The sequence below is a fragment of the Heyndrickxia oleronia genome, from assembly GCF_017809215.1.
GTDB classification, from domain to species: domain Bacteria; phylum Bacillota; class Bacilli; order Bacillales; family Bacillaceae_C; genus Heyndrickxia; species Heyndrickxia oleronia.
Genome location: NZ_CP065424.1, coordinates 257,989 through 277,349 on the forward strand (window position 1 = coordinate 257,989; position 19,361 = coordinate 277,349).

The following is a 19,361-nucleotide window of genomic DNA, read 5'->3' on the forward strand; positions in this document are numbered from 1 at the left end:
ATTCGCGCGTTTTGGGCAGCGATTCGCACGATCTGTAAAATACACGGTCCATTCGCACGAATAAGGGTAAGATTCGCACGAATAAGGGTAAGATTCGCACGAAATTAGTCTTTTTCGCACAATCAAGCACATCTTTTGCACGAAAAAAGAGCTTCCTACTTTTACAGAAGCTCTACTACTGAAATTAATCCTTAAATAACTCCTCGAGGAAATCTTCAGAAACATAGGTTTTTCCATTTTTTATTTCAGGAGCCACCTCAAAAAATTTAATACTGCGATTGTATCCGTATTCTTTTTGTCCAATCGAAATTTGATAGGATCGATTTTGCTTACTAATGGTGATGATGGTGTTAGAAGTTTTAGCATCCCATTTCACATGATAGCCTAAATGGTCTGCCACTTTGCGTAGGGGAATCATCTTCACTTCTTTTTTCATATAGTAATCTTTACCGATTATTTGCTGTATCTCCCTTTTTTTCTGATCAAGGTTGTCTAAAGCAATAATCTTTTTGGGTGTCGTTTGTGCTGGGATACTTTTTGTTGCTATTGAATAAAAGACAACAAGATCCTTGCCATAAAGGTCCTTTTTATTAATTTTTTCTCCTGTTTTATTTAAGAGAATGGTGTCATTGCTAAGATTTAATTTTAGCTGACCATCTAAGCTAACCAGTTGTTGATTAAACTTAGCTACCTTGACCATCCCCATGTCCTTGTCGCTGTGAACGACCAATAGCTCTGGGGTAATCGTTGGGGGATAAATCATCAGCATTGGTTTATGTTTATCATAATATGCTGTTACTTTCGTCCCTTTTTTTAGCTGATTCTTATTGATCTCGTTAGTGGTCCCGCTATCAACTAACAGCACATCTTTAGTGATCGGGAAAATTGTAATTAATGAATTTTCGGGATTTTCAACAACTATTGATAGGGAGTTTCCATCTTGGTTTATTTCCGTTATCACCCCAGTTCCTCTGATATAGTCCGATGCATCTATTTGTTGGGTACTCTCATCTGCTGTTTCAGATTTGGCGGCCATGACAGGAGAGCTATTTAATGCGATTCCAGCTGCTATTACACTTGCAGTAATGATACTCACTTTTTTCATTATCTTTCCTCCCAGCGATTATTCTAACTATATTGACGAAAAAGAAAGGGAAAAGTTACAGATGGATGGTAGAAAGTTTAGCTAAAGAAAGAGGGGCATCCATGATACCCCTACCCCTGTTTTTTTAGCTGCAATTTTCCCGGAAGTCGAAGTGCCAATATGAGCACTAATACACAGAAAAATAGGCAGACGATAGCAACCTTGTGAAGATGCTGCACATCTAAATGTGTGCTAAATAAAATACCTAATAGACTGGATGAAAGAATGGAGCCAATATAACGGCTTGTTTGGAAAAGGCCAGAAGCTGAGCCGGTTTCTTCAGGTTTCACATGTTCATAAAGAGCAGTTTGCATGGAAATATTATTGAAGCCGTTACTAATTCCAAGGACTCCCATAATGATAAGTAGCCACACTAGTGGTGATTGTTCCCGCAGACTTAACAATAAGGCTGTTCCTATTAATAAAAATATTGCTCCGATAACAAGTGGAAGTTTTGAATGATATTGATCAATTAATCGCCCTGCAATCGGTGCAATAATAACACCAAACCCTGCGAGGGCTAGCATAATTAAACCTGTATGCTTTTCACTATAATGATGAACCTGCTGTAAAAATAGTGGAAACCCAAAGAAATAACAATAAAACACAAGATTAATACTGATGAACTGCAAATAGATAAAGGACACATTCGAATTCTTTTTCAAAGAATCGAAGTCTATAAACGGTTCGTTTCTCTTGTTTTCATACTTATAGAATATGATTCCTGCGATGATAAATACAATTAATGCCCACCAGCGAATAGTTGATTCCAAAGATAAAAGGAATAGGATCAATCCAATCATTGTTATGATAAAAAGTAAAATGCCTCCGAAATCTATACGTCCCAATTCAATCTTTACTTGATCAGTCTTAGGCAAAATAAAAATTGCCATAATAAAGGAAAGGACGATAAAAGGGAAATTAACGAAAAAGATCGATGGCCAATCCCACGATTCAATTAAAAACCCTCCAATGGAAGGACCAAAAGCTGCTGAGGTGGAGGAGAAAATAGATAATGTCGCAAGTGCTTTTGCCTGCCCTTTAGAAATACTTGTGCGAACCATACTCATTCCACTTGGAAACAATGTGGAGCTACCAATTGCCTGAAGCGCCCGACACCCTAATAAAAAGGGAAAGCTGGGTGAAAACGGTGCTAGTGTCGAAGCGATTGCAACAAGAATCAACCCAGCTAAAAATAATCTTTTTGGTCCGAACATATCACTTAATTTCCCCATTACAGGTTGCGCAGCAGCACTAGCCAGATAAAAAACGGAAATTAGCCATGAGGCATCTGCAAAACTTAAAGCAAACTCATGCTGCATTCGTGTTAATGCTACTGAAATCATTGAAGAATTTAACGGATTTAATAATGTGCCTAATCCAATGGTTAAAACGAGTAACCATGGCTTACGTAATGTTTGTGTCATAATTATCACCTAGTCTTAAGATATCCATAAAAATATAGTCAATGCTATCATATTAAAAGAAACAATAATTCTAAAGATTTTTGCTCCTAATGTAAAGGGAATTGGCGATAATTCACTGCTGATTTGTCTTTAAAAATAATATTCTTTACGGTTGAATTGGAATAATAAATTAAAATTCAGCAATCCTATTATTCGACATAGCGGGTCATATAGGTCTATAATTCCGAATGAATTCAATGAAAAGGAGAGATGAACGTGGCTGGTCATCGTTTAGCCCAGAAAAGGCAGATAAACTATTGGATCCAAAAAGAACGAAACTGCTTAATCAAAAAGAAATAATTTCATTACTAGATCTTTCTGATCATGATCGTATTGCAGATCTTGGATCTGGAAATGGATTTTTCACTATTCCGTTTGCTAGAAAAACGGATAATCATGTATTTGCGGTAGACGTTGAGCCTAAAATGCTTGAGTTGTTAAAGGAACGTGCGTTAAAAGAAGGGATAAAGAATATTCAATATGTTCTAAGTGATCTTGAAAATATCCAATTGGATGATGCGAGCGTAGATAAAGCATTTGTTGCCTTCGTTATGCATGAGATAACTAATATGGAGAAAGCTTTAAGTGAATTCAAGCGGATTTTAAGAAAAGATGGGAAATTAATGATTATTGAGTGGGATGCTGTAGAATCACAGATAGGACCACCCATTCATGAAAGAATATCTTCTGATAAAATGCAAAGCTTTTTATTAGACAATGGATTTCATTCCAAGATTGTTTTATTAAATGCTGCAGTTTATGCAGCGATTATAGAGATGAGATAGTGAAAGGATGGTTCAATATGTTTGATTACACAATTGAAACAGATAAAAGTATATCAGAAGCAATTGCAGCCCTCGAGGAGAGCTTGAAGAAGGAGCAATTTGGAGTCTTATCTACATTTGATATGAAGGAAAAGCTGAATGATAAAGGATTAGACTTTTCAATAGAGTTTAAAGTCCTTGAGGTATGTAATCCATATGAAGCTTATCGTGTACTAAGTGAAAATCAAATGGCCGGTTATTTTCTGCCATGTAAAATAGTAGTGTTTGAAGATAATGGGAAAACTAAAATTGGCATGCCTCGACCTACATCACTAATTAGCATGTTACATGATGAAAAGATGCAGCGTTTAGCAGCGGATATTGAGAAACGATTAATACTCTGTATTGATTATTGTAAATAAAATAAAGAAATATATTTTTAGTTGACAATATACCCATATGGGTATATGATTAGTTTTGTTAAGTCATTTTACAAATAAATAGATGATCTTTGAAATAAGGTCATTTTTAATAAAGGCTGTTTTAGTATTTAGTGAAAGCCCAAGTACCTACTTTTAAATTCAACATTCTTACGGAGTTTACTGCTCTTTTCTCAGTGATAGGAAAGGTGGAGCAGCCTTAATAAATAATTTGTGCGAAGGGAGGAAAGGGAATGGAATATAATGATCAAATGAAAAATCGAGTGAAACGCATTGAGGGTCAATTAAGAGGCATTTTAAGAATGATGGAAGAAACGAAAGACTGTAAAGATGTGATTACTCAATTATCCGCTGCAAGAACTGCAATTGATCGAACAATTGGTGTAATCGTAAGTTCTAATCTCGTTGAATGTGTAAAAGAAGCGAATGAAAATAATGGAGACAGTCCTGAGGAATTAATTAAGGAAGCTGTTAATCTACTCGTAAAAAGTAGATAAAGGGTCTGACACCCCTTTTATTTTTAAGGTTCTATATACCTATAGGGGTAATGGTAATTAAAAAGGAGAAGATGTTGTTGAGCTATATAATTTTTGGTGTGATTGTTATTTTTATTGTATTTCGCTTTTTGCCAACAAAGGGAGTAAAGAACATAACGATTAGTCAGTTAAAACATGAATTAGAAGATCATCAAAATAAACAATTTATCGATGTGCGTACACCGGGCGAGTTTAAAGGATATCATATCCCTGGATTTAAAAATATTCCACTTCAACAGCTATCACAAAAAGCACAAATTCTATCAAAAGAGAAAGATGTTGTGGTTATATGTCAAAGTGGGATGAGAAGCCAACAGGCGAGTAAAATGCTAAAAAAATTAGGTTTTAAACATATAGCCAATGTAAAAGGCGGAGTAAGCAGCTGGAGATAAGTAAATGGAGGGAATAAAGTGAAACAACTATCAACAACTGAAGTGAAACAATTACTTGAAAGTGGTAAGTCTTTAAATCTAATCGATGTTCGTGAGGTGGATGAAGTAAAAGAAGGTAAGATACCAGGTGTTGTAAATATTCCTCTAGGTTTATTGGAAGCACGTATGCATGAATTAGATAAATCAAAGGAATATATTATGGTTTGTCGCTCTGGAGGAAGAAGTGGACGTGCGACACAATTTCTTGAAAGTTGGGGCTATCAAGTAATTAACATGTCTGGTGGTATGCTAGAGTGGGATGGTGAAACAGAATAAAAATTTTTGGAATACAATATACCTATAGGGGTAGTAGTATGGAGGTTATCATATGGAATCATTAAAAACCAATTTCACATTGGATGCAAAAGGGCTAGCTTGTCCAATGCCAATAGTTAAAACGAAAAAGGCAATGAATGATTTAGCAGCTGGTCAAGTATTAGAGGTTCAAGCCACTGATAAGGGTTCAAAAGCAGATATGAAAGCCTGGGCAGAAACAACTGGCCATCAATATCTAGGGACAATTGAAGATGGAGATGTATTGAAACATTATTTGAGAAAGTCTTCGAATGAAGAATCGGATGAGCGAAAACATCCCCATATTTTAAGTAATGAAGAATTAGAAAAGAAGTTAGAAGAAAATGCTGATTTCGTCTTAATCGATGTTCGTGAAGTTGCCGAATATGTATTTAATCATATACCAAATGCCATCTCTATACCATTAGAAGATTTAGAAAGTCGTTTAGATGATCTCAATAAAGAGGCGGAAATTGCTATTATTTGTCGTACAGGGAATCGGAGTGATCTTGCTGCACAAAAATTAGCAGTGAAAGGCTTTAAGAAGGTATTTAATGTTGTTCCTGGGATGAGTAACTGGCTAGGTAAAACGATTAATATCAACAGCTAGGAGGTAATCAATATGGAACCTGTTACTGTTTACACAACTAACCAATGTGTATATTGTGTCATGTTAAAAAACTTTTTATTGGATCAAAACATTCCATTTAAAGAGATTAATGTAGACCAAAATCCGAGAATTGTTCAAAAACTAATTGATATGACAGGGAAAATGGGAGTCCCTCAAATAGAGATTAATGGCAAATGGGTTGTCGGTTATGACCCAAATCAAATAATGAAAGCATTTGAAAACTAGGAGGAAATGAACATGAATAAAAAGGTAGCAATTATTGCAAGTAATGGTGGACTATTTGATGCATATAAGGTGTTTAATATTGCAACAGCTGCAGCAGCAACTGATCAAGAGGTAGCTATCTTCTTTACTTTTGAAGGTTTAAATTTAATTCATAAGGAAGCTCATAAGCAACTTCCAATGCCTGAAGGAAAAGAACACTTTGCTGAAGGGTTTAAAAAGGCAAATGTACCATCTATCCCTGAGTTAGTTGAAATGGCTCAAGAAATGGGAGTGAAATTTATCGGTTGTCAAATGACAATGGATGTTATGGGACTTGAAAAGGAATCATTTGTCTCAGGAATTGAAGTTGGTGGAGCCGTTACATTTTTAGATTTTGCTAAAGATGCTGATATTACATTAACATTCTAATTGATAGGGGGTAAAGCCCCCTATTAAATCAAAGATAAGAGTATTTTTTTTAGTATCAAATATACCTAAGGGGGTAATTTGGAATGACGGTTCATATGTTAACAGCTAAGGATGTAACTAGAAGGATTGTTGCTAAAGAAAAATTGTTTATTTTAGATGTACGCAATCATTCAGAATTTGCGGATTGGAAAATTGAAGGGGAATTCTTTGACCATTTAAATATTCCTTATTTTGAATTGCTTGATGGGGTAGAGGGAATTCTTGATCGTATTCCAACTGAACAAGAGGTATTGGTGGTTTGTGCGAAGGAAGGCTCCTCTGTCATGATCGCGGAAATGTTATCCGAAGCAGGTCTAACTGTGTCCTACTTAAAAGGTGGAATGAAAGCTTGGAGTGAGTATTTAGAGCCAGTAAAAGTAGGCGACTTGATCAATGGCGGCGAAGTATACCAATTTGTTCGAATGGGTAAAGGTTGTTTATCCTATATGGTTATATCAAATGGAGAAGCAGCGGTAATAGATGCCACACGCATGATTGATATTTTTATAGATTTTGCGAAAAGTAAAAATGCAACAATAAAGCATGTTTTCGATACGCATCTTCATGCGGATCATATTTCAGGGGGGAGAAGCATTGCCAACGAAATGAATGCGATCTATTGGCTACCGTCTAAAGATGCAACAGAAGTTACATTTAGTTATCAAGCATTAGAAGACGGAAGCGATGTAATGATTGGAAATACAAGTATTCATATTCATGCTTTATACACACCGGGCCATACCCTTGGCTCAACGTCATTTATCATTGATGACCAATATTTATTAACAGGGGATATTTTATTTATTGATTCAATCGGAAGACCAGATCTAGCTGGGATGGCGGAAGATTGGGTCTCTGATTTAAGAGACAGCCTGTATACCCGTTATAGAGAATTATCAGAAGAGCTAATTGTTCTACCAGCTCATTTCATGATTATTGATGAGTTGAATAATGATGGCAGTGTTTCAGAGAAGCTAGGAACTTTGTTTAGAAAGAATCATGGCTTAAGCATAGAGGATGAAAGGGAATTTAGAAGGCTAGTAACCGAGAATTTGCCCCCTCAACCAAATGCGTATCAAGAAATTCGACAAGCAAATATGGGGAAATTTTCCCTTGATGAAGAAAAGCAACGCGAAATGGAAATTGGGCCAAATCGTTGTGCGGTTCGGTAGAATAGGAGGAATAGAGAGATGGAAGTGACAAAAATTCTAGATGCAAAAGGGCTGGCATGTCCAATGCCAATCGTGAGAACAAAAAAAGCAATGGATGAACTGAACCTTGGAGAAATTTTAGAAATTCATGCAACTGATAAAGGTGCAAAGAATGACTTGGCTGCATGGACTAACACAGTTGGTCATGAGCTTATAAAACAAGAAGAAATTGATGGAATTCTAAAATTTTGGATTAAAAAAGGCTAGTAGTGACATGTGAAGTAACATTAGTAAAATGCTTTAAATAAAAGGAACCGATTATGGTTCCTTTTTTAAAGGAGGTAAACGGTGATGGATATTGGCCTTATTGTTACCATTTTCTTCATTGGCTTTGTAGGTTCATTTATTTCGGGGATGTTAGGTATAGGTGGGGCGATAATTAACTACCCTCTATTATTATATATTCCTGCAATTCTCGGAGTTGCACATTTTAGTGCTCATGAAGTGTCAGGCATCACGGCAATTCAAGTGTTCTTCGCAACGATAGGTGGTGTATGGGCTTACCGAAAGGGTGGGTATTTAAATAAGACGTTAATTGGCTTTATGGGCATTAGTGTCCTCATTGGAAGTTTTGTAGGGGGCTTTGGTTCGACACATATGTCTGAAGGTGGAGTGAATATCATTTATGGGATATTGGCACTGCTTGCAGCAATTATGATGTTTGTTCCTAAAAAAGGAATAGATAATATTCCACTAAATCAAGTGAAATTTAATAAATGGTTAGCTACACTGCTTGCATTCGTTATCGGAATTGGTGCAGGAATTGTAGGGGCAGGTGGCTCATTTTTATTAGTACCGATTATGCTAGTTGTTTTAAAGATCCCTACAAAAATGACGATTGCTTCCTCTTTAGCCATCACTTTTCTCTCATCGATCGGATCCGCTATTGGAAAAGTATCGACGGGACAAGTGGAGTATTTGCCAGCATTAATTATCGTTATTGCAAGTATTATCGCTTCACCAATAGGAGCTAAGATCGGAAAAAATACTAATACGAAGGTTCTTCAAGTTATTTTATCCATTTTAATTTTTGTAACTGCAGCCAAGATATGGCTAGATATATTATAATTTGAATGATAAGTCTATTCTATTTATTGTAATAATCTATGATATTACCATATACTGTCCGAATAAAGCATAAAAAAACAGGATATAAATGGTTCTCCCTTTTAAAATGTAATCAAGGAGTGAGTGACATGGCATGGATCGAGTCTTTGCAAAAGGCAATTAATTATATGGAGGATCATTTGCTGGAGGATATAACAATTGAAAGTATTGCTAGACATGCAAATGCTTCAAGCTTTCATTTTCAGCGAACATTCTCCGTCCTAACGGATGTATCAGTCGGTGAATATCTTCGTAGAAGGCGTTTAACTTTAGCTGCTGAAGAACTATCCCGTACTGATTGTAAGATTATTGATCTTGCCTATAAATATGGTTATGACACTCCCGAGGCTTTTACTAAAGCTTTTCGAAGACAACACGGTGTCACTCCAAGTGATGCTCGAAAAGGGATAGGAAAGCTGCAATCCTATAACCGCCTGATTATTCAGGTCAATCTGAAAGGGGTAGAACCAATGAAATATCGTATAGTGGAAGAGGCTGCATTTCAAGTAGTTGGATTAAAGAGGGAATATTCTTATGAGAATGAAGAAAATTTAATCGGTATCCCAAAATTTTGGGAGGAAGTCAATGCGAATGGTACCGACGGTTTATTATTTAAGGTGAATAATGGACTAATTAAAGGGGTGCTGGGAATCTGTGTTGATAATATCGCTGATCAATCAAAGAAAATGGAGTATTGGATCGCATCTGCAAGTAATGGGGAAGTGCCGGAAGGGTTAGATAGCTTTGAAATTCCTGCTTCAAAATGGGCAGTGTTTGAGGTTCATGGTCCGATGCCTGGTGCAATGCCAAAGGTATGGAAACAAATATTCTCAGAATGGTTTCCTTCCAGTGGATATGAACATGCCGGTACACCTGAATTAGAGGTCTACTCAGAAGATGATCCATCAAGTCCAGATTTATATTCCGAAATATGGATTCCAGTGAAATAGGTAAGTATAAAATGAAAAGCCCGAAGCAAAAAAATGAACTGACCCGTTAAAATGAGACTTAGAAAAAACACCTATGCTGCCTGTCCCCTGTATTCCAGTGGGGACAGGTAGTTTAATTTTGCCTGAATTCGTACATGATTATATCGATACATGTATTGATTTACAATTTGTACTACTTTAGAATTGGATATAGATGCTCTACTTTGAGCGTTGAATCCTTCCGACTTTAGCGAGGAGTGAAAGGATTCAATGACGGCATTATCATGGCAGTTTCCTTTTCGAGACATGCTTGTGGTAATGCCTTTTTCTTTGGCCAAATTCTGATATGCATGTGAAGTATAGACAGATCCCTGGTCGCTATGAAGAAGTAACCCTACTGGTTTACGTAATTCTACAGCTTCCCTCAATGTGTCTAATACTAGGTTAATATCTTGGCTCGTACCTATTTTGTAAGCCACTATTTCGTTGTTATATAAGTCCATAATCGTTGATAAATATAACATAGTCGAGCCATAAGGTAAGTAGGTAATGTCGGTTACCCATTTTTCATTTAATCGGCTTGCTTTAAAATTACGATTGAGAGTGTTCGGCACAATAATATTACTCTCACCACAAATGTACTTTTGTCGCTTCTTCTTAACTTGACACTGAATCTCAAACTTTTGCATAATTTTTTGTACAGTTTTGCGGTTTACATTTATCCCATACTTTCTGTTTAAGATGGATTTAATTTTACGATGACCATAGTGATAGAAGTTTTTCTTACACAGCTTGATTACTAGCTCTTCTAATGAAGTTAGCTCAACTTTTTTATACTTCTTTTTCCAACGGTAATATGTTGACTAGGTATGCCTAATACTCCAAGAATATCAATTATTTTAAAAGTGGCTGAGAGTTCTTCTACAACTTGGACAATGACTCGTGGCTCCAACTCCTTTCGATCTCCTGGTACTTTTTTATAATTGCCAATTGAGCCTCTAGCTGTTTATTCTTTAGTTTTAATTCTTCTAGCTCACTCATTTCCTCCGATTCTTTACCGTAGGAATATTGTTTTCCAACTTGTTGCGAAAATCGATAGGTTTGGCCTGTTTTGTACCATCGCATCCATGTTTTAATTTGAGTCTTATTTTTTATCCCCAGTTGTTCCATTATTTCTTTGTTTGTCATTCCAGCTTGTTTCATTTTAATTACTTCCCATTTTACTTCTTCTGCGTAATGTACTCTTGTGCCCATAGAAAAACACCCTCCTAAGAATCATATTGTATTAATACGATTCAGGGGGTGTTTTTTCCTTGTCTCATTTATTTGGGTCTCTCCAAAAACAGCTTCGGGCTTTTTTTATTAGGCTCTTTTCTTAAACATTGTTGCTATTTACATGTTTCATTTCGCGGAGAAAAGAGCTGCAAATTTCATAAGAATCGCTGAGTCCTTTATTGGATGTAAAAGCAGGCAGTTGGGCTCTTACAAAAGCATACGAAAACAGCCTTATATTTAGATGAAAGAACATGAAACATTTTCAATGGTTCATTCGTAAAATCTTGTAGGGTGATTAGTATGGAAATTTTAAATATCCTATTTAGTATCGTTCTAGCTTGTATAACTGGAATGTTAATTCGTTATAATTTCCAATTAAGAAATGCAATAAATCTTAGTCAGGAAGCACTTTATCCTTCTAATGAAGATTATCATGCCATTCGGTTTTTGCCAGAAATGAAGATCGAAAAACCATTAAAGAAGGATTCTAGAGGATACCGTTTGGTTCAATGGACAACTGTGCTAACTATTTGTCTATTTGTAGGATTCGTCATTGTTACTTTTACTACAAATTGGTTCCACTCCTCCTATTTTACATTGTCGGTTCTTTTTTATTTATTTACTACATCCATTAAACTACAAGAATCATTTTTTATCGTTAAAGAGGGAATGGTTATGAATGGAAAATTCCATCATTACTCAGCAATCGATTCCTTTAACATAGAGGAGATTAAGAAATGGCATAAATTTTATGGGCTTCATGAAGATGTAAATCAAGGATATCATTTAGAAATAAGTTAAAAAAAGGCTATTTCCAAAAAAATATTCAATTATCATAACTGATAAAGTGGTTTTACAAAAAATTACGACATTCTTGGAGAACAATGTTTGTCATTAAAACAGAGAGGATGATTTATGATGAGCAAATATTCAATTGACCAATTTATTCAACAAACAGAACAGGAGGATAAAGGCGAAGGGTTTTTTGAATTAGAAACACCTCGTATTCTTGAAGTGAATCTAGATGGGCAAGTATGGGCAAAAGCAGGTTCAATGGTCTCTTACACTGGAAAAATAAAGTTTGAACGTGAGGGGATTTTTGAGCATGGTTTAGGAAAAACATTTAAAAAGGCATTTACGGGTGAAGGAACATCCCTAATGAAGGCAAATGGGAATGGGAAATTATATCTTGCTGATTCAGGTAAAAAAGTAATTATTCTCCACCTACAGAATGATGCCATTTTTGTTAATGGAAATGATTTACTCGCATTTGAACCAAGTATCAAATGGGACATTAAATTAATGAAAAAAGTGGCTGGCATGATGGCGGGGGGATTATTCAATGTCCGTTGTGAAGGAACTGGACTGGTTGCGATCACTACTTACTATGAACCACTTACTTTAAAGGTGACACCAGGAAAACCTATTATTACAGATCCAAATGCAACGGTCGCTTGGTCGGGAAATTTAAAGCCGGAGTTTCAAACAGATATTTCCTTCAAGACTTTCTTAGGTAGAGGCAGTGGTGAATCTATTCAGATGAAATTTGAAGGAGAGGGTTTTGTTGTTGTCCAACCATATGAAGAGGTACATATGAAACAGAATAGTTGATGAAATATATTGAAGGGATGTTCTAAATGTTTGGAACTTAAATTTCTCCAATATCCATCATAGTTGAATGGAGGATATAAATGTGAAAAAGGGATTGCTCCTTATTGCAGCATCTATAATATTTGCAGGTTGTAGTAATGGCATATATGATAAAGCGATGAAAAAGGCACAAGAAGCATTAGAGAGTGGAGAATTTGAAAAAGCTGCTGCCTCCTATGCTCTTGCATTAGACGAAAAACCTGAAGATAAAAATATAAAGGAATTATATGAAAACACAGAAGCACTTATTCAGGTTAAACAAGCGATTAAACAGGATGAATGGGATAAAGCCTTTGAAAAGGCAAACCAAATTAGAGATAAAAAATCGTTATCTGGTTATTTAAAAACTGAATTAGATAAGTATGCAAAGCTAGCAGAAGAGAACAAAAAGGCGAATGCGAATCAAAAAGTCATTAAACAAAACAATGAATCTCAAAATCTAAATCAAGAAAAAAGTGATTCTAAAAACAAAACTATTAGTCATTCGAATGCAGGCCAAAGAAATGAATTTTTAGCAAAACTTGATTCGATTGAAAATGGAATGTCTGACTTAGATGGTTTATATAAAAATGAAAGTACGGTAGAGATGAAACAAGCAGAACATGAACGATATGAAAGATGGGATCATGCATTAAATGATGTTTATAATCAACTAAAAATGACGTTGCCATCTGATGAGATGGAGAAGTTAAAGCATAAGCAAAGACAATGGATAATATATAGAGATGAGACTGCGCTACAAGAATCTTCAAAATATAAAGGGGGTACCCATGAACAAGTGGAGTATCTTAGTGTAGCTGCTCGTGTAACGAAAGAAAGATGTTATGAACTTGTAAAAATCTATATGCAATAAAGGGGATTATTGACTAAAAATAAGACGATTATGAGGTCTGATTTCACATGAAATGGTGATTCAGGCCTCTTTGCGTGGAAGAAAAAAAATTAAACGATTGACTTGAAGAATCTAAAGGAGTAAATTTATTGTATGATTTTAAACAGTTCATAAATGAACAATTCGAAACAGAACAGAAAGGATAAGTTATGAGTAGCATTAAATTAATTGAAATTCTTCAAGCATTTGATCGTGTTCAACAAAATTCCCGTAAAATTTTCCAGAAAACGGCTGCAGACAATAATCTTTCCATGCCGCAATTAGTGATTCTAATGAAGATAGCTCCAAGAAGGAAAATGACTCAAAAGGAATTGGCGAAGGAAAGCTATATTCCTAAAAGCACATTAAGTCAGGCTATTGATGGTTTGGTCTTAGCGGATTTAATTCATCGCCATCCGGTGGAGGATAATCGTAGGGAAATGCAACTGATACTTAGCGAGAAAGGAAAGGAATTTTTTGAAAAAATCTGGTTACGAGAAGGAAGCATTCATCATGGTTTTGAGTTAGCGCTTCAAACATTTACTGAAAAGCAACGTGATGATTTCCTTCATTCCCTCGAGAAGATTGCACTTTTTTTAGAAAAAGAAATGACTGAAAAAGGAGAATGATGGGATGATTAAACTACTAAAAAATCTCACGTTTTATAAATGGATCGTTCTAGCTGTATTTGGACTTGTGTTTATCCAATCCATGTCAGATCTTTATTTACCAACATTGATGGCGGATATTATTGATAAAGGCGTGGTTGTGGGAGATACACCATATATTTGGAAAATTGGCGGGCTAATGCTTCTGGTAGCTGCATTCGGTGCTTTTGCATCGGTCATTGCAAGTTATTATTCATCTAAAGCTGCGATGGGACTAGGACGGGATATTCGTCGAAAGGTCTTTACTCATGTAGAGAAGTTTTCACTTCAAGATGTTGATCACATAGGTACTGCCTCCCTCATAACAAGAACCACAAATGATATTACACAAGTACAGCAAGTCGTCATCATGATGTTGCGTATGGTTATAAGTGCGCCAATTATGTTTATTGGCGGTCTGATCATGGCATTGTCAAAGGACGCGAAGCTGTCTCTTATTATCGTGGTTACTATCCCATTATTAGTTGGTTCCATTCTTCTTATAATGAATAAAGGAATTCCGCTTTTTAAAGCTGTTCAAACACGTCTGGATCGATTGAATTTAGTATTACGGGAAAATTTGACTGGAATTCGGGTCATCCGTGCATTTAATCGTGAAAAGGAAGAAAAGATTCGTCTCCAAAAGGCAAATAAGGATTTAACCGATGTTTCAATTAAAGTGAATAAAGTCATGGCACTCTTGATGCCTGTAATGATGCTTGTAATGAATTTAACCGTTGTAGGCGTTATTTGGTTTGGTGGAATTCGGATTAATAATGGAGCCATGGAAGTTGGGGATCTAATGGCTTTCATTCAATATATTATGCAAATCATGTTTGCCCTTGTCATGGCATCCATGATGTTTGTTATGATCCCGCGTGCAGCTGTCTCTGCAAAACGTATTAATGAGGTTCTTGAGATGGAGCCAACCTTTTTAGATGATGGAACAAAGGAGGCTAATCGCAACCGAGGCACTCTTGAGTTTGATCAAGTATCTTTCAGTTATCCTGGAGCTGAGGAACCTGCTTTATCAAATATTAGCTTTAAAGCGAATACAGGTGAAATTACCGCAATTATTGGTGGGACTGGTGCAGGTAAATCTACTCTTGTTAACTTAATTCCACGCTTCTATGATGTAACAAGTGGTTCGATACGAGTAAATGGTATCGATGTTCGTGAAGCATCACAGGAAGAAATTCGTTCAAAGATTGGTTTCGTTCCACAAAAGGCGCTTTTATTTACAGGAACGATTGCTGATAATATTCGTTTTGGAAAAGAGGATGCCACCCAAGAAGAAATTGAGTATGCCGCTAATATAGCTCAGGCAGATGATTTTATCAATAATATGGAAAACAAATATGAGTCGTTGATTACTCAAGGTGGTTCAAATGTGTCAGGTGGGCAAAAACAGCGCTTATCTATTGCGCGGGCACTTATTAGAAAACCAGATATCTATATTTTTGACGATAGTTTCTCCGCATTGGACTATAAAACAGATGCTAAACTACGTGAAGCGCTAAAAAGCGAGATTGCCCATGCAACTGTAATTCTTGTCGCTCAACGTGTGAGTACGGTCATCGATGCAGATCGAATTATTGTACTCGATAGGGGAGAAGTTGCTGGTATTGGAACACATGAAGAGTTGTTAGAGAACAATGATGTCTATCGTGAAATCGTTGAATCCCAGCTTCAAGAGGAGGAAATTGCATGAGTAAAAGAAAAGCAAGACCTCAAAGCGGTGGACCTGGTCATGGCGGCGGGCACATGATGATGGGACAACAGAAAGCAAAAGATTTTAAAGGAACATTATGGAGATTACTAAGCTATTTAAAACCATTTCGAAATCGTTTAATTGCTGTAATTGCGGCAGCGATTATGAGTACCATTTTTATGATTGCAGGACCAAAAATAATGGGGAATGCCATTACTAAATTATTTGAAGGCATCTATGGAAAACTAACTGGCGTACCAGGAGCAGAAATTGATTTTGGGGCTGTTGGACAGTTGTTATTGTTATTAGCTGGACTATATGTCATTAGTAGTTTATTTAGTTATATTCAGCAGTACCTAATGTCAATTGTTGCCCAAAAAACTGTTTATCAATTAAGAGAAGATGTGAACCAAAAGTTAGAAAAACTTCCACTTAAATATTATGATGGTCGTCCAAATGGTGAAACATTAAGTCGTGTGACCAATGACGTAGATTTAATAGGGAGTACCCTTCAACAAAGTGCGACTCAGTTTATTACATCTATTGTGACCATTGTTGGAATCATTATTATGATGCTGACGATCAGCCCACTTCTGACATTGATATCGATCATTAGTTTGCCGTTATCGATTTTTGTCATTCGACCTGTATTGAAGAGATCACAGAAGCATTTTATGGATCAACAGCGCTCACTTGGTCAGTTAAACGGACATATTGAAGAAATGTATACAGGTCATCAAGTGGTGAAGGCTTTTGGTCATGAGAGAAAAGCGATTGCTCAGTTTGATGAGGTGAATGAAGAATTATATCAAGCAGGAAGGAAAGCTCAATTTATCTCGGGAATTATTATGCCGATGATGTTTTTTATTGGGAATTTGAGCTATGTCCTGATTAGCATAATTGGAGGAATCTTAGTCATTAAGCGATCAATTTCAATAGGAGATATCCAAGCATTTATTACGTATTCACGCCAGTTTACGCAACCGATTACTCAGACTGCTAATATTGCTAATATCATTCAATCTACAGTTGCAGCGGCAGAACGGGTTTTTGAATTATTGGATGAAGAAGAAGAAATCCCGGAATCAAAGGTAGCTAGTCTCACTGAGGCAAAGGGTGCAGTGACATTTGAACATGTTGATTTTGGTTACGGGAAGGACTTGTTAATAAAGGATATGAATATTGATGTAAAACCAGGGCAAACCGTTGCAATCGTAGGACCAACAGGAGCAGGAAAGACAACCTTAATCAATCTTTTAATGAGATTTTATGAATTAAATGGCGGGAAAATAAAAATTGATGGTATTGATACACGGGAAATTTCACGTGAAGATTTGCGAACAACATTTGGAATGGTTCTACAGGATACATGGCTGTTTAATGGAACCATTAAAGAAAATTTGGCTTACGGAAAAATTGGGGCAACAGATGAGGAAATTTATCAAGCTGCCAAGGCAGCTCGTGCGGACCATTTTATTCGAACACTCCCCGAAGGCTATGACACAGTTTTAAACGAAGAAGCTTCGAATATTTCTCAGGGGCAAAAACAGCTTCTTACGATTGCCCGAGCGATACTTGCAGACCCACCTATTATGATATTAGATGAGGCGACATCGAGTGTTGATACACGGACCGAGCTACTTATCCAACAAGCAATGAATCGATTAATGGAGGATCGAACTAGCTTTGTCATTGCTCATCGTCTTTCAACAATCAGAGATGCTGATCTAATTCTAGTCATGAATCAAGGAAAGGTGATTGAACAAGGTACACATCAAGATTTATTAGAGGTAGATGGATTTTATGCGGATCTTTATAATAGCCAATTTTCTAAAACAGCTGCCGTATAGTTAGCAACATGATTAATTGAAGGGTTGTCTAATAAGGGGATGTGCCCCTTTACTAATTAGACAACCCTTCTTTTAGCTTTTTTTGAATTTGTTCAGCTGCATATAAAGCATTTTTATCCTCTGCAATATCGCCAGGTTTATTTCCCTCACCTAGGATATAGCCCTCAAATGTGATTCCCATAAAATCAAAGATATGCTGGAATTGTTGAATCATCGGAAGTCCTTTAATATTTGGTTGGTCTCCGCCAACAGCTATAACGTATGCCTTTTTTGTGGCCATTTTTTCTTTGAATTGCGGATAATTTATGTCACGCAATGTTTGTGACCAACGATCAATAAAATTTTTCATCACACCAGACATACTATACCAATAAATAGGGGTAGAAAAAATGAAAATGTCATGAGGTAAAATCCGTTCAATAATTGCGTTATAATCGTCATTCACTTCATGAAATCCCTCTGTTGCATGTCGTCCATCCACTATGGGCTGAATCGTATAATCTGTTAAAAATATGCTTTCCACTTCTAATCCTTGAATAGTGTACTTAGTTAATTCTTCTGAATTTCCATTTGTTCTAGTCCCACCATAAATAACGGCAATTGACATGAATAAGTCCACTCCTTTTCTTTTATTATAATGGTTGTTTTCTTATCGTTTATTCTCTAGTAAAAGCCCAACTGCCGGCCTTTACACCTAATAAAAGATTCCAACGGTTCTTATGGAGATTGTAGCTCTTTTCCCAGTAAAATTTAAAGGTGTATCGATTTACAGTCGATCGTTATTAGTTAAAACTTTACTTAAATAGCAACAATGTTTGAGAAAAGAGCCTTTATCATTAATATTTTATAATGCGAGTATAAATCAATAAAGATGATTATTTCGATCGTTTCAATCGAAAATAATGATTTTATTAGTCTACCACTTGATATCCGATCTAAATTTAATAGATAGATTTAGTAAAAAGGTAAAGGGAATGAGTCTATTGAAATAGAATGTCTTTTTAGAGATATACTTAAATCATGTCAGTGGATAAATAAGCATGCTAAAAAGAGGAGTGAAGTGAATGTTAGCTACTATAAAAAAGGTTGATGATTATTACATTGCTAGATATGAACACCATTTTCCACACGATTTAAAAAAAGTGTGGGCGATGCTAACAGATAATGGAGAATTAAAAAAGTGGTTTTCAGAATTAAGAGTTGCAGATCTTCGTGAAGGTGGGCTGATTACGTTTAATATGGGGGATGGCACCTTTGAGGAGATGCAAATTACTGAACTGAAAATGTATTCGGTATTGGAATATACATGGGCTGCGGATCGTGTCCGTTTCGAATTATATAAAGAGCCTGAAGGATGTTTATTAATTTTTATTGAGACGATAAAGGAAATAACGAATCACACGCCAAAGGATCTTGCAGGATGGCATGTTTGTCTACAGGTTATCCAGGCATTATTAGATGGAAGAACTGTACAATCACGAAAAAATGAGTGGGAAATCTGGTATGAGAAGTATAAACAAGCAATAAAAAGTATAGCAGAGAACTAATATCCTTATTTCTGTTAGGTAAGCATGAAGTAGAATCAGTCTCAAACTTGTTTGAGGCTGATTTTTTATGATTAGGGATACTCTTTATAATGAAAGGTGTAGAGTCTTCAACCGATCATTATTAGTTAAAACCTTACTATAATAGCAAAAATATTTGAGAAAAGTGCCTTATTAAAGTCTAAAAG

Annotated in this window: 22 protein-coding genes and 1 pseudogene; 19 read left to right on the plus strand and 4 right to left on the minus strand. The window is 36.0% G+C overall.

Translation table 11 applies throughout. From position 1 onward, the window contains the following. Positions 1–184 precede the first annotated feature (184 nt). Positions 185–1,105: a copper amine oxidase N-terminal domain-containing protein gene (locus I5818_RS01395; protein WP_078110288.1), complete on the minus strand. Its 921-nt coding sequence runs from the start codon at positions 1,103–1,105 to the stop codon at positions 185–187. 110 nt (positions 1,106–1,215) lie between these two features. Beyond that, positions 1,216–2,571, minus strand: coding sequence for an MFS transporter (locus I5818_RS01400; protein ID WP_078110286.1), 1,356 nt, complete (start codon positions 2,569–2,571; stop codon positions 1,216–1,218). A 227-nt stretch (positions 2,572–2,798) separates the two neighbouring features. On the opposite strand from I5818_RS01400, the gene I5818_RS01405 reads away from it, so the two are divergent. The 12 genes from I5818_RS01405 (at position 2,799) to I5818_RS01460 (ending at position 9,646) form a co-directional block, all read left to right on the plus strand. After that, positions 2,799–3,395: a class I SAM-dependent methyltransferase gene (locus I5818_RS01405; RefSeq protein ID WP_235849672.1), complete on the plus strand. Its 597-nt coding sequence runs from the start codon at positions 2,799–2,801 to the stop codon at positions 3,393–3,395. A gap of 17 nt (positions 3,396–3,412) precedes the next feature. Then, positions 3,413–3,796 (plus strand): DUF302 domain-containing protein, encoded by a 384-nt coding sequence (locus I5818_RS01410; RefSeq protein WP_071977366.1) that lies wholly within the window; start codon positions 3,413–3,415, stop codon positions 3,794–3,796. Between the two features lie 251 nt (positions 3,797–4,047). Then, positions 4,048–4,311, plus strand: a complete 264-nt coding sequence (locus tag I5818_RS01415; protein ID WP_058004244.1) for a metal-sensitive transcriptional regulator — start codon at positions 4,048–4,050, stop codon at positions 4,309–4,311. 71 nt (positions 4,312–4,382) lie between these two features. Next, positions 4,383–4,742 carry a rhodanese-like domain-containing protein gene (locus I5818_RS01420; RefSeq protein WP_058004316.1) on the plus strand — a complete coding sequence of 120 codons (360 nt, stop codon included), beginning with the start codon at positions 4,383–4,385 and terminating at the stop codon, positions 4,740–4,742. An 18-nt stretch (positions 4,743–4,760) separates the two neighbouring features. Continuing rightward, the gene (locus tag I5818_RS01425) at positions 4,761–5,057 is read left to right on the plus strand and encodes a rhodanese-like domain-containing protein (protein WP_058004243.1); all 297 of its coding nucleotides are present in this window, start codon (positions 4,761–4,763) and stop codon (positions 5,055–5,057) included. 52 nt (positions 5,058–5,109) lie between these two features. Beyond that, a complete protein-coding gene (locus I5818_RS01430) occupies positions 5,110–5,685 on the plus strand; it encodes a sulfurtransferase TusA family protein (RefSeq protein WP_078110285.1) in 576 nt (191 codons plus the stop codon). Between the two features lie 12 nt (positions 5,686–5,697). After that, the gene (locus I5818_RS01435) at positions 5,698–5,931 is read left to right on the plus strand and encodes a glutaredoxin family protein (protein ID WP_071977364.1); all 234 of its coding nucleotides are present in this window, start codon (positions 5,698–5,700) and stop codon (positions 5,929–5,931) included. A 12-nt stretch (positions 5,932–5,943) separates the two neighbouring features. Further along, positions 5,944–6,339 (plus strand): DsrE/DsrF/DrsH-like family protein, encoded by a 396-nt coding sequence (locus tag I5818_RS01440; protein WP_058004240.1) that lies wholly within the window; start codon positions 5,944–5,946, stop codon positions 6,337–6,339. Positions 6,340–6,422: 83 nt separating this feature from the next. After that, complete coding sequence (locus I5818_RS01445; RefSeq protein ID WP_078110283.1) at positions 6,423–7,550, plus strand: MBL fold metallo-hydrolase; 1,128 nt, start codon at positions 6,423–6,425, stop codon at positions 7,548–7,550. An 18-nt stretch (positions 7,551–7,568) separates the two neighbouring features. Further along, the gene (locus I5818_RS01450) at positions 7,569–7,796 is read left to right on the plus strand and encodes a sulfurtransferase TusA family protein (protein WP_058004238.1); all 228 of its coding nucleotides are present in this window, start codon (positions 7,569–7,571) and stop codon (positions 7,794–7,796) included. An 84-nt stretch (positions 7,797–7,880) separates the two neighbouring features. After that, positions 7,881–8,657, plus strand: a complete 777-nt coding sequence (locus I5818_RS01455) for a sulfite exporter TauE/SafE family protein (protein ID WP_078110282.1) — start codon at positions 7,881–7,883, stop codon at positions 8,655–8,657. A 128-nt stretch (positions 8,658–8,785) separates the two neighbouring features. Beyond that, positions 8,786–9,646: an AraC family transcriptional regulator gene (locus tag I5818_RS01460; RefSeq protein ID WP_078110281.1), complete on the plus strand. Its 861-nt coding sequence runs from the start codon at positions 8,786–8,788 to the stop codon at positions 9,644–9,646. Between the two features lie 71 nt (positions 9,647–9,717). Here the strand turns inward: I5818_RS01460 and I5818_RS01465 are convergent. Continuing rightward, positions 9,718–10,879: pseudogene (locus tag I5818_RS01465) on the minus strand (IS3 family transposase). A gap of 321 nt (positions 10,880–11,200) precedes the next feature. Between I5818_RS01465 and I5818_RS01470 the strand changes: the two are divergent. From I5818_RS01470 to I5818_RS01495, 6 genes are all read left to right on the plus strand, one after another. Next, the gene (locus I5818_RS01470) at positions 11,201–11,701 is read left to right on the plus strand and encodes a hypothetical protein (RefSeq protein ID WP_078110911.1); all 501 of its coding nucleotides are present in this window, start codon (positions 11,201–11,203) and stop codon (positions 11,699–11,701) included. Between the two features lie 117 nt (positions 11,702–11,818). Further along, entirely contained in the window at positions 11,819–12,511 is a 693-nt protein-coding gene (locus I5818_RS01475) for an AIM24 family protein (protein WP_058004234.1), read from the plus strand. 82 nt (positions 12,512–12,593) lie between these two features. Continuing rightward, positions 12,594–13,403, plus strand: a complete 810-nt coding sequence (locus tag I5818_RS01480; protein ID WP_169846953.1) for a lysozyme inhibitor LprI family protein — start codon at positions 12,594–12,596, stop codon at positions 13,401–13,403. Positions 13,404–13,591: 188 nt separating this feature from the next. Next, positions 13,592–14,050: a MarR family winged helix-turn-helix transcriptional regulator gene (locus tag I5818_RS01485; protein WP_078110913.1), complete on the plus strand. Its 459-nt coding sequence runs from the start codon at positions 13,592–13,594 to the stop codon at positions 14,048–14,050. A gap of 4 nt (positions 14,051–14,054) precedes the next feature. Next, positions 14,055–15,779, plus strand: coding sequence for an ABC transporter ATP-binding protein (locus tag I5818_RS01490; protein ID WP_078110914.1), 1,725 nt, complete (start codon positions 14,055–14,057; stop codon positions 15,777–15,779). Continuing rightward, positions 15,776–17,629, plus strand: coding sequence for an ABC transporter ATP-binding protein (locus I5818_RS01495; protein ID WP_078110915.1), 1,854 nt, complete (start codon positions 15,776–15,778; stop codon positions 17,627–17,629). The genes I5818_RS01490 and I5818_RS01495 overlap by 4 nt, the downstream gene beginning before the upstream one ends. 52 nt (positions 17,630–17,681) lie before the next feature. Here the strand turns inward: I5818_RS01495 and I5818_RS01500 are convergent, their stop codons facing one another. Further along, entirely contained in the window at positions 17,682–18,236 is a 555-nt protein-coding gene (locus tag I5818_RS01500; protein WP_058004229.1) for a flavodoxin family protein, read from the minus strand. A gap of 457 nt (positions 18,237–18,693) precedes the next feature. Between I5818_RS01500 and I5818_RS01505 the strand changes: the two genes are divergently transcribed. Then, on the plus strand, positions 18,694–19,176 hold the full coding sequence (locus I5818_RS01505; protein ID WP_058004228.1) for an SRPBCC family protein: 483 nt from the start codon (positions 18,694–18,696) through the stop codon (positions 19,174–19,176). The last annotated feature ends 185 nt before the right edge of the window (positions 19,177–19,361 follow it).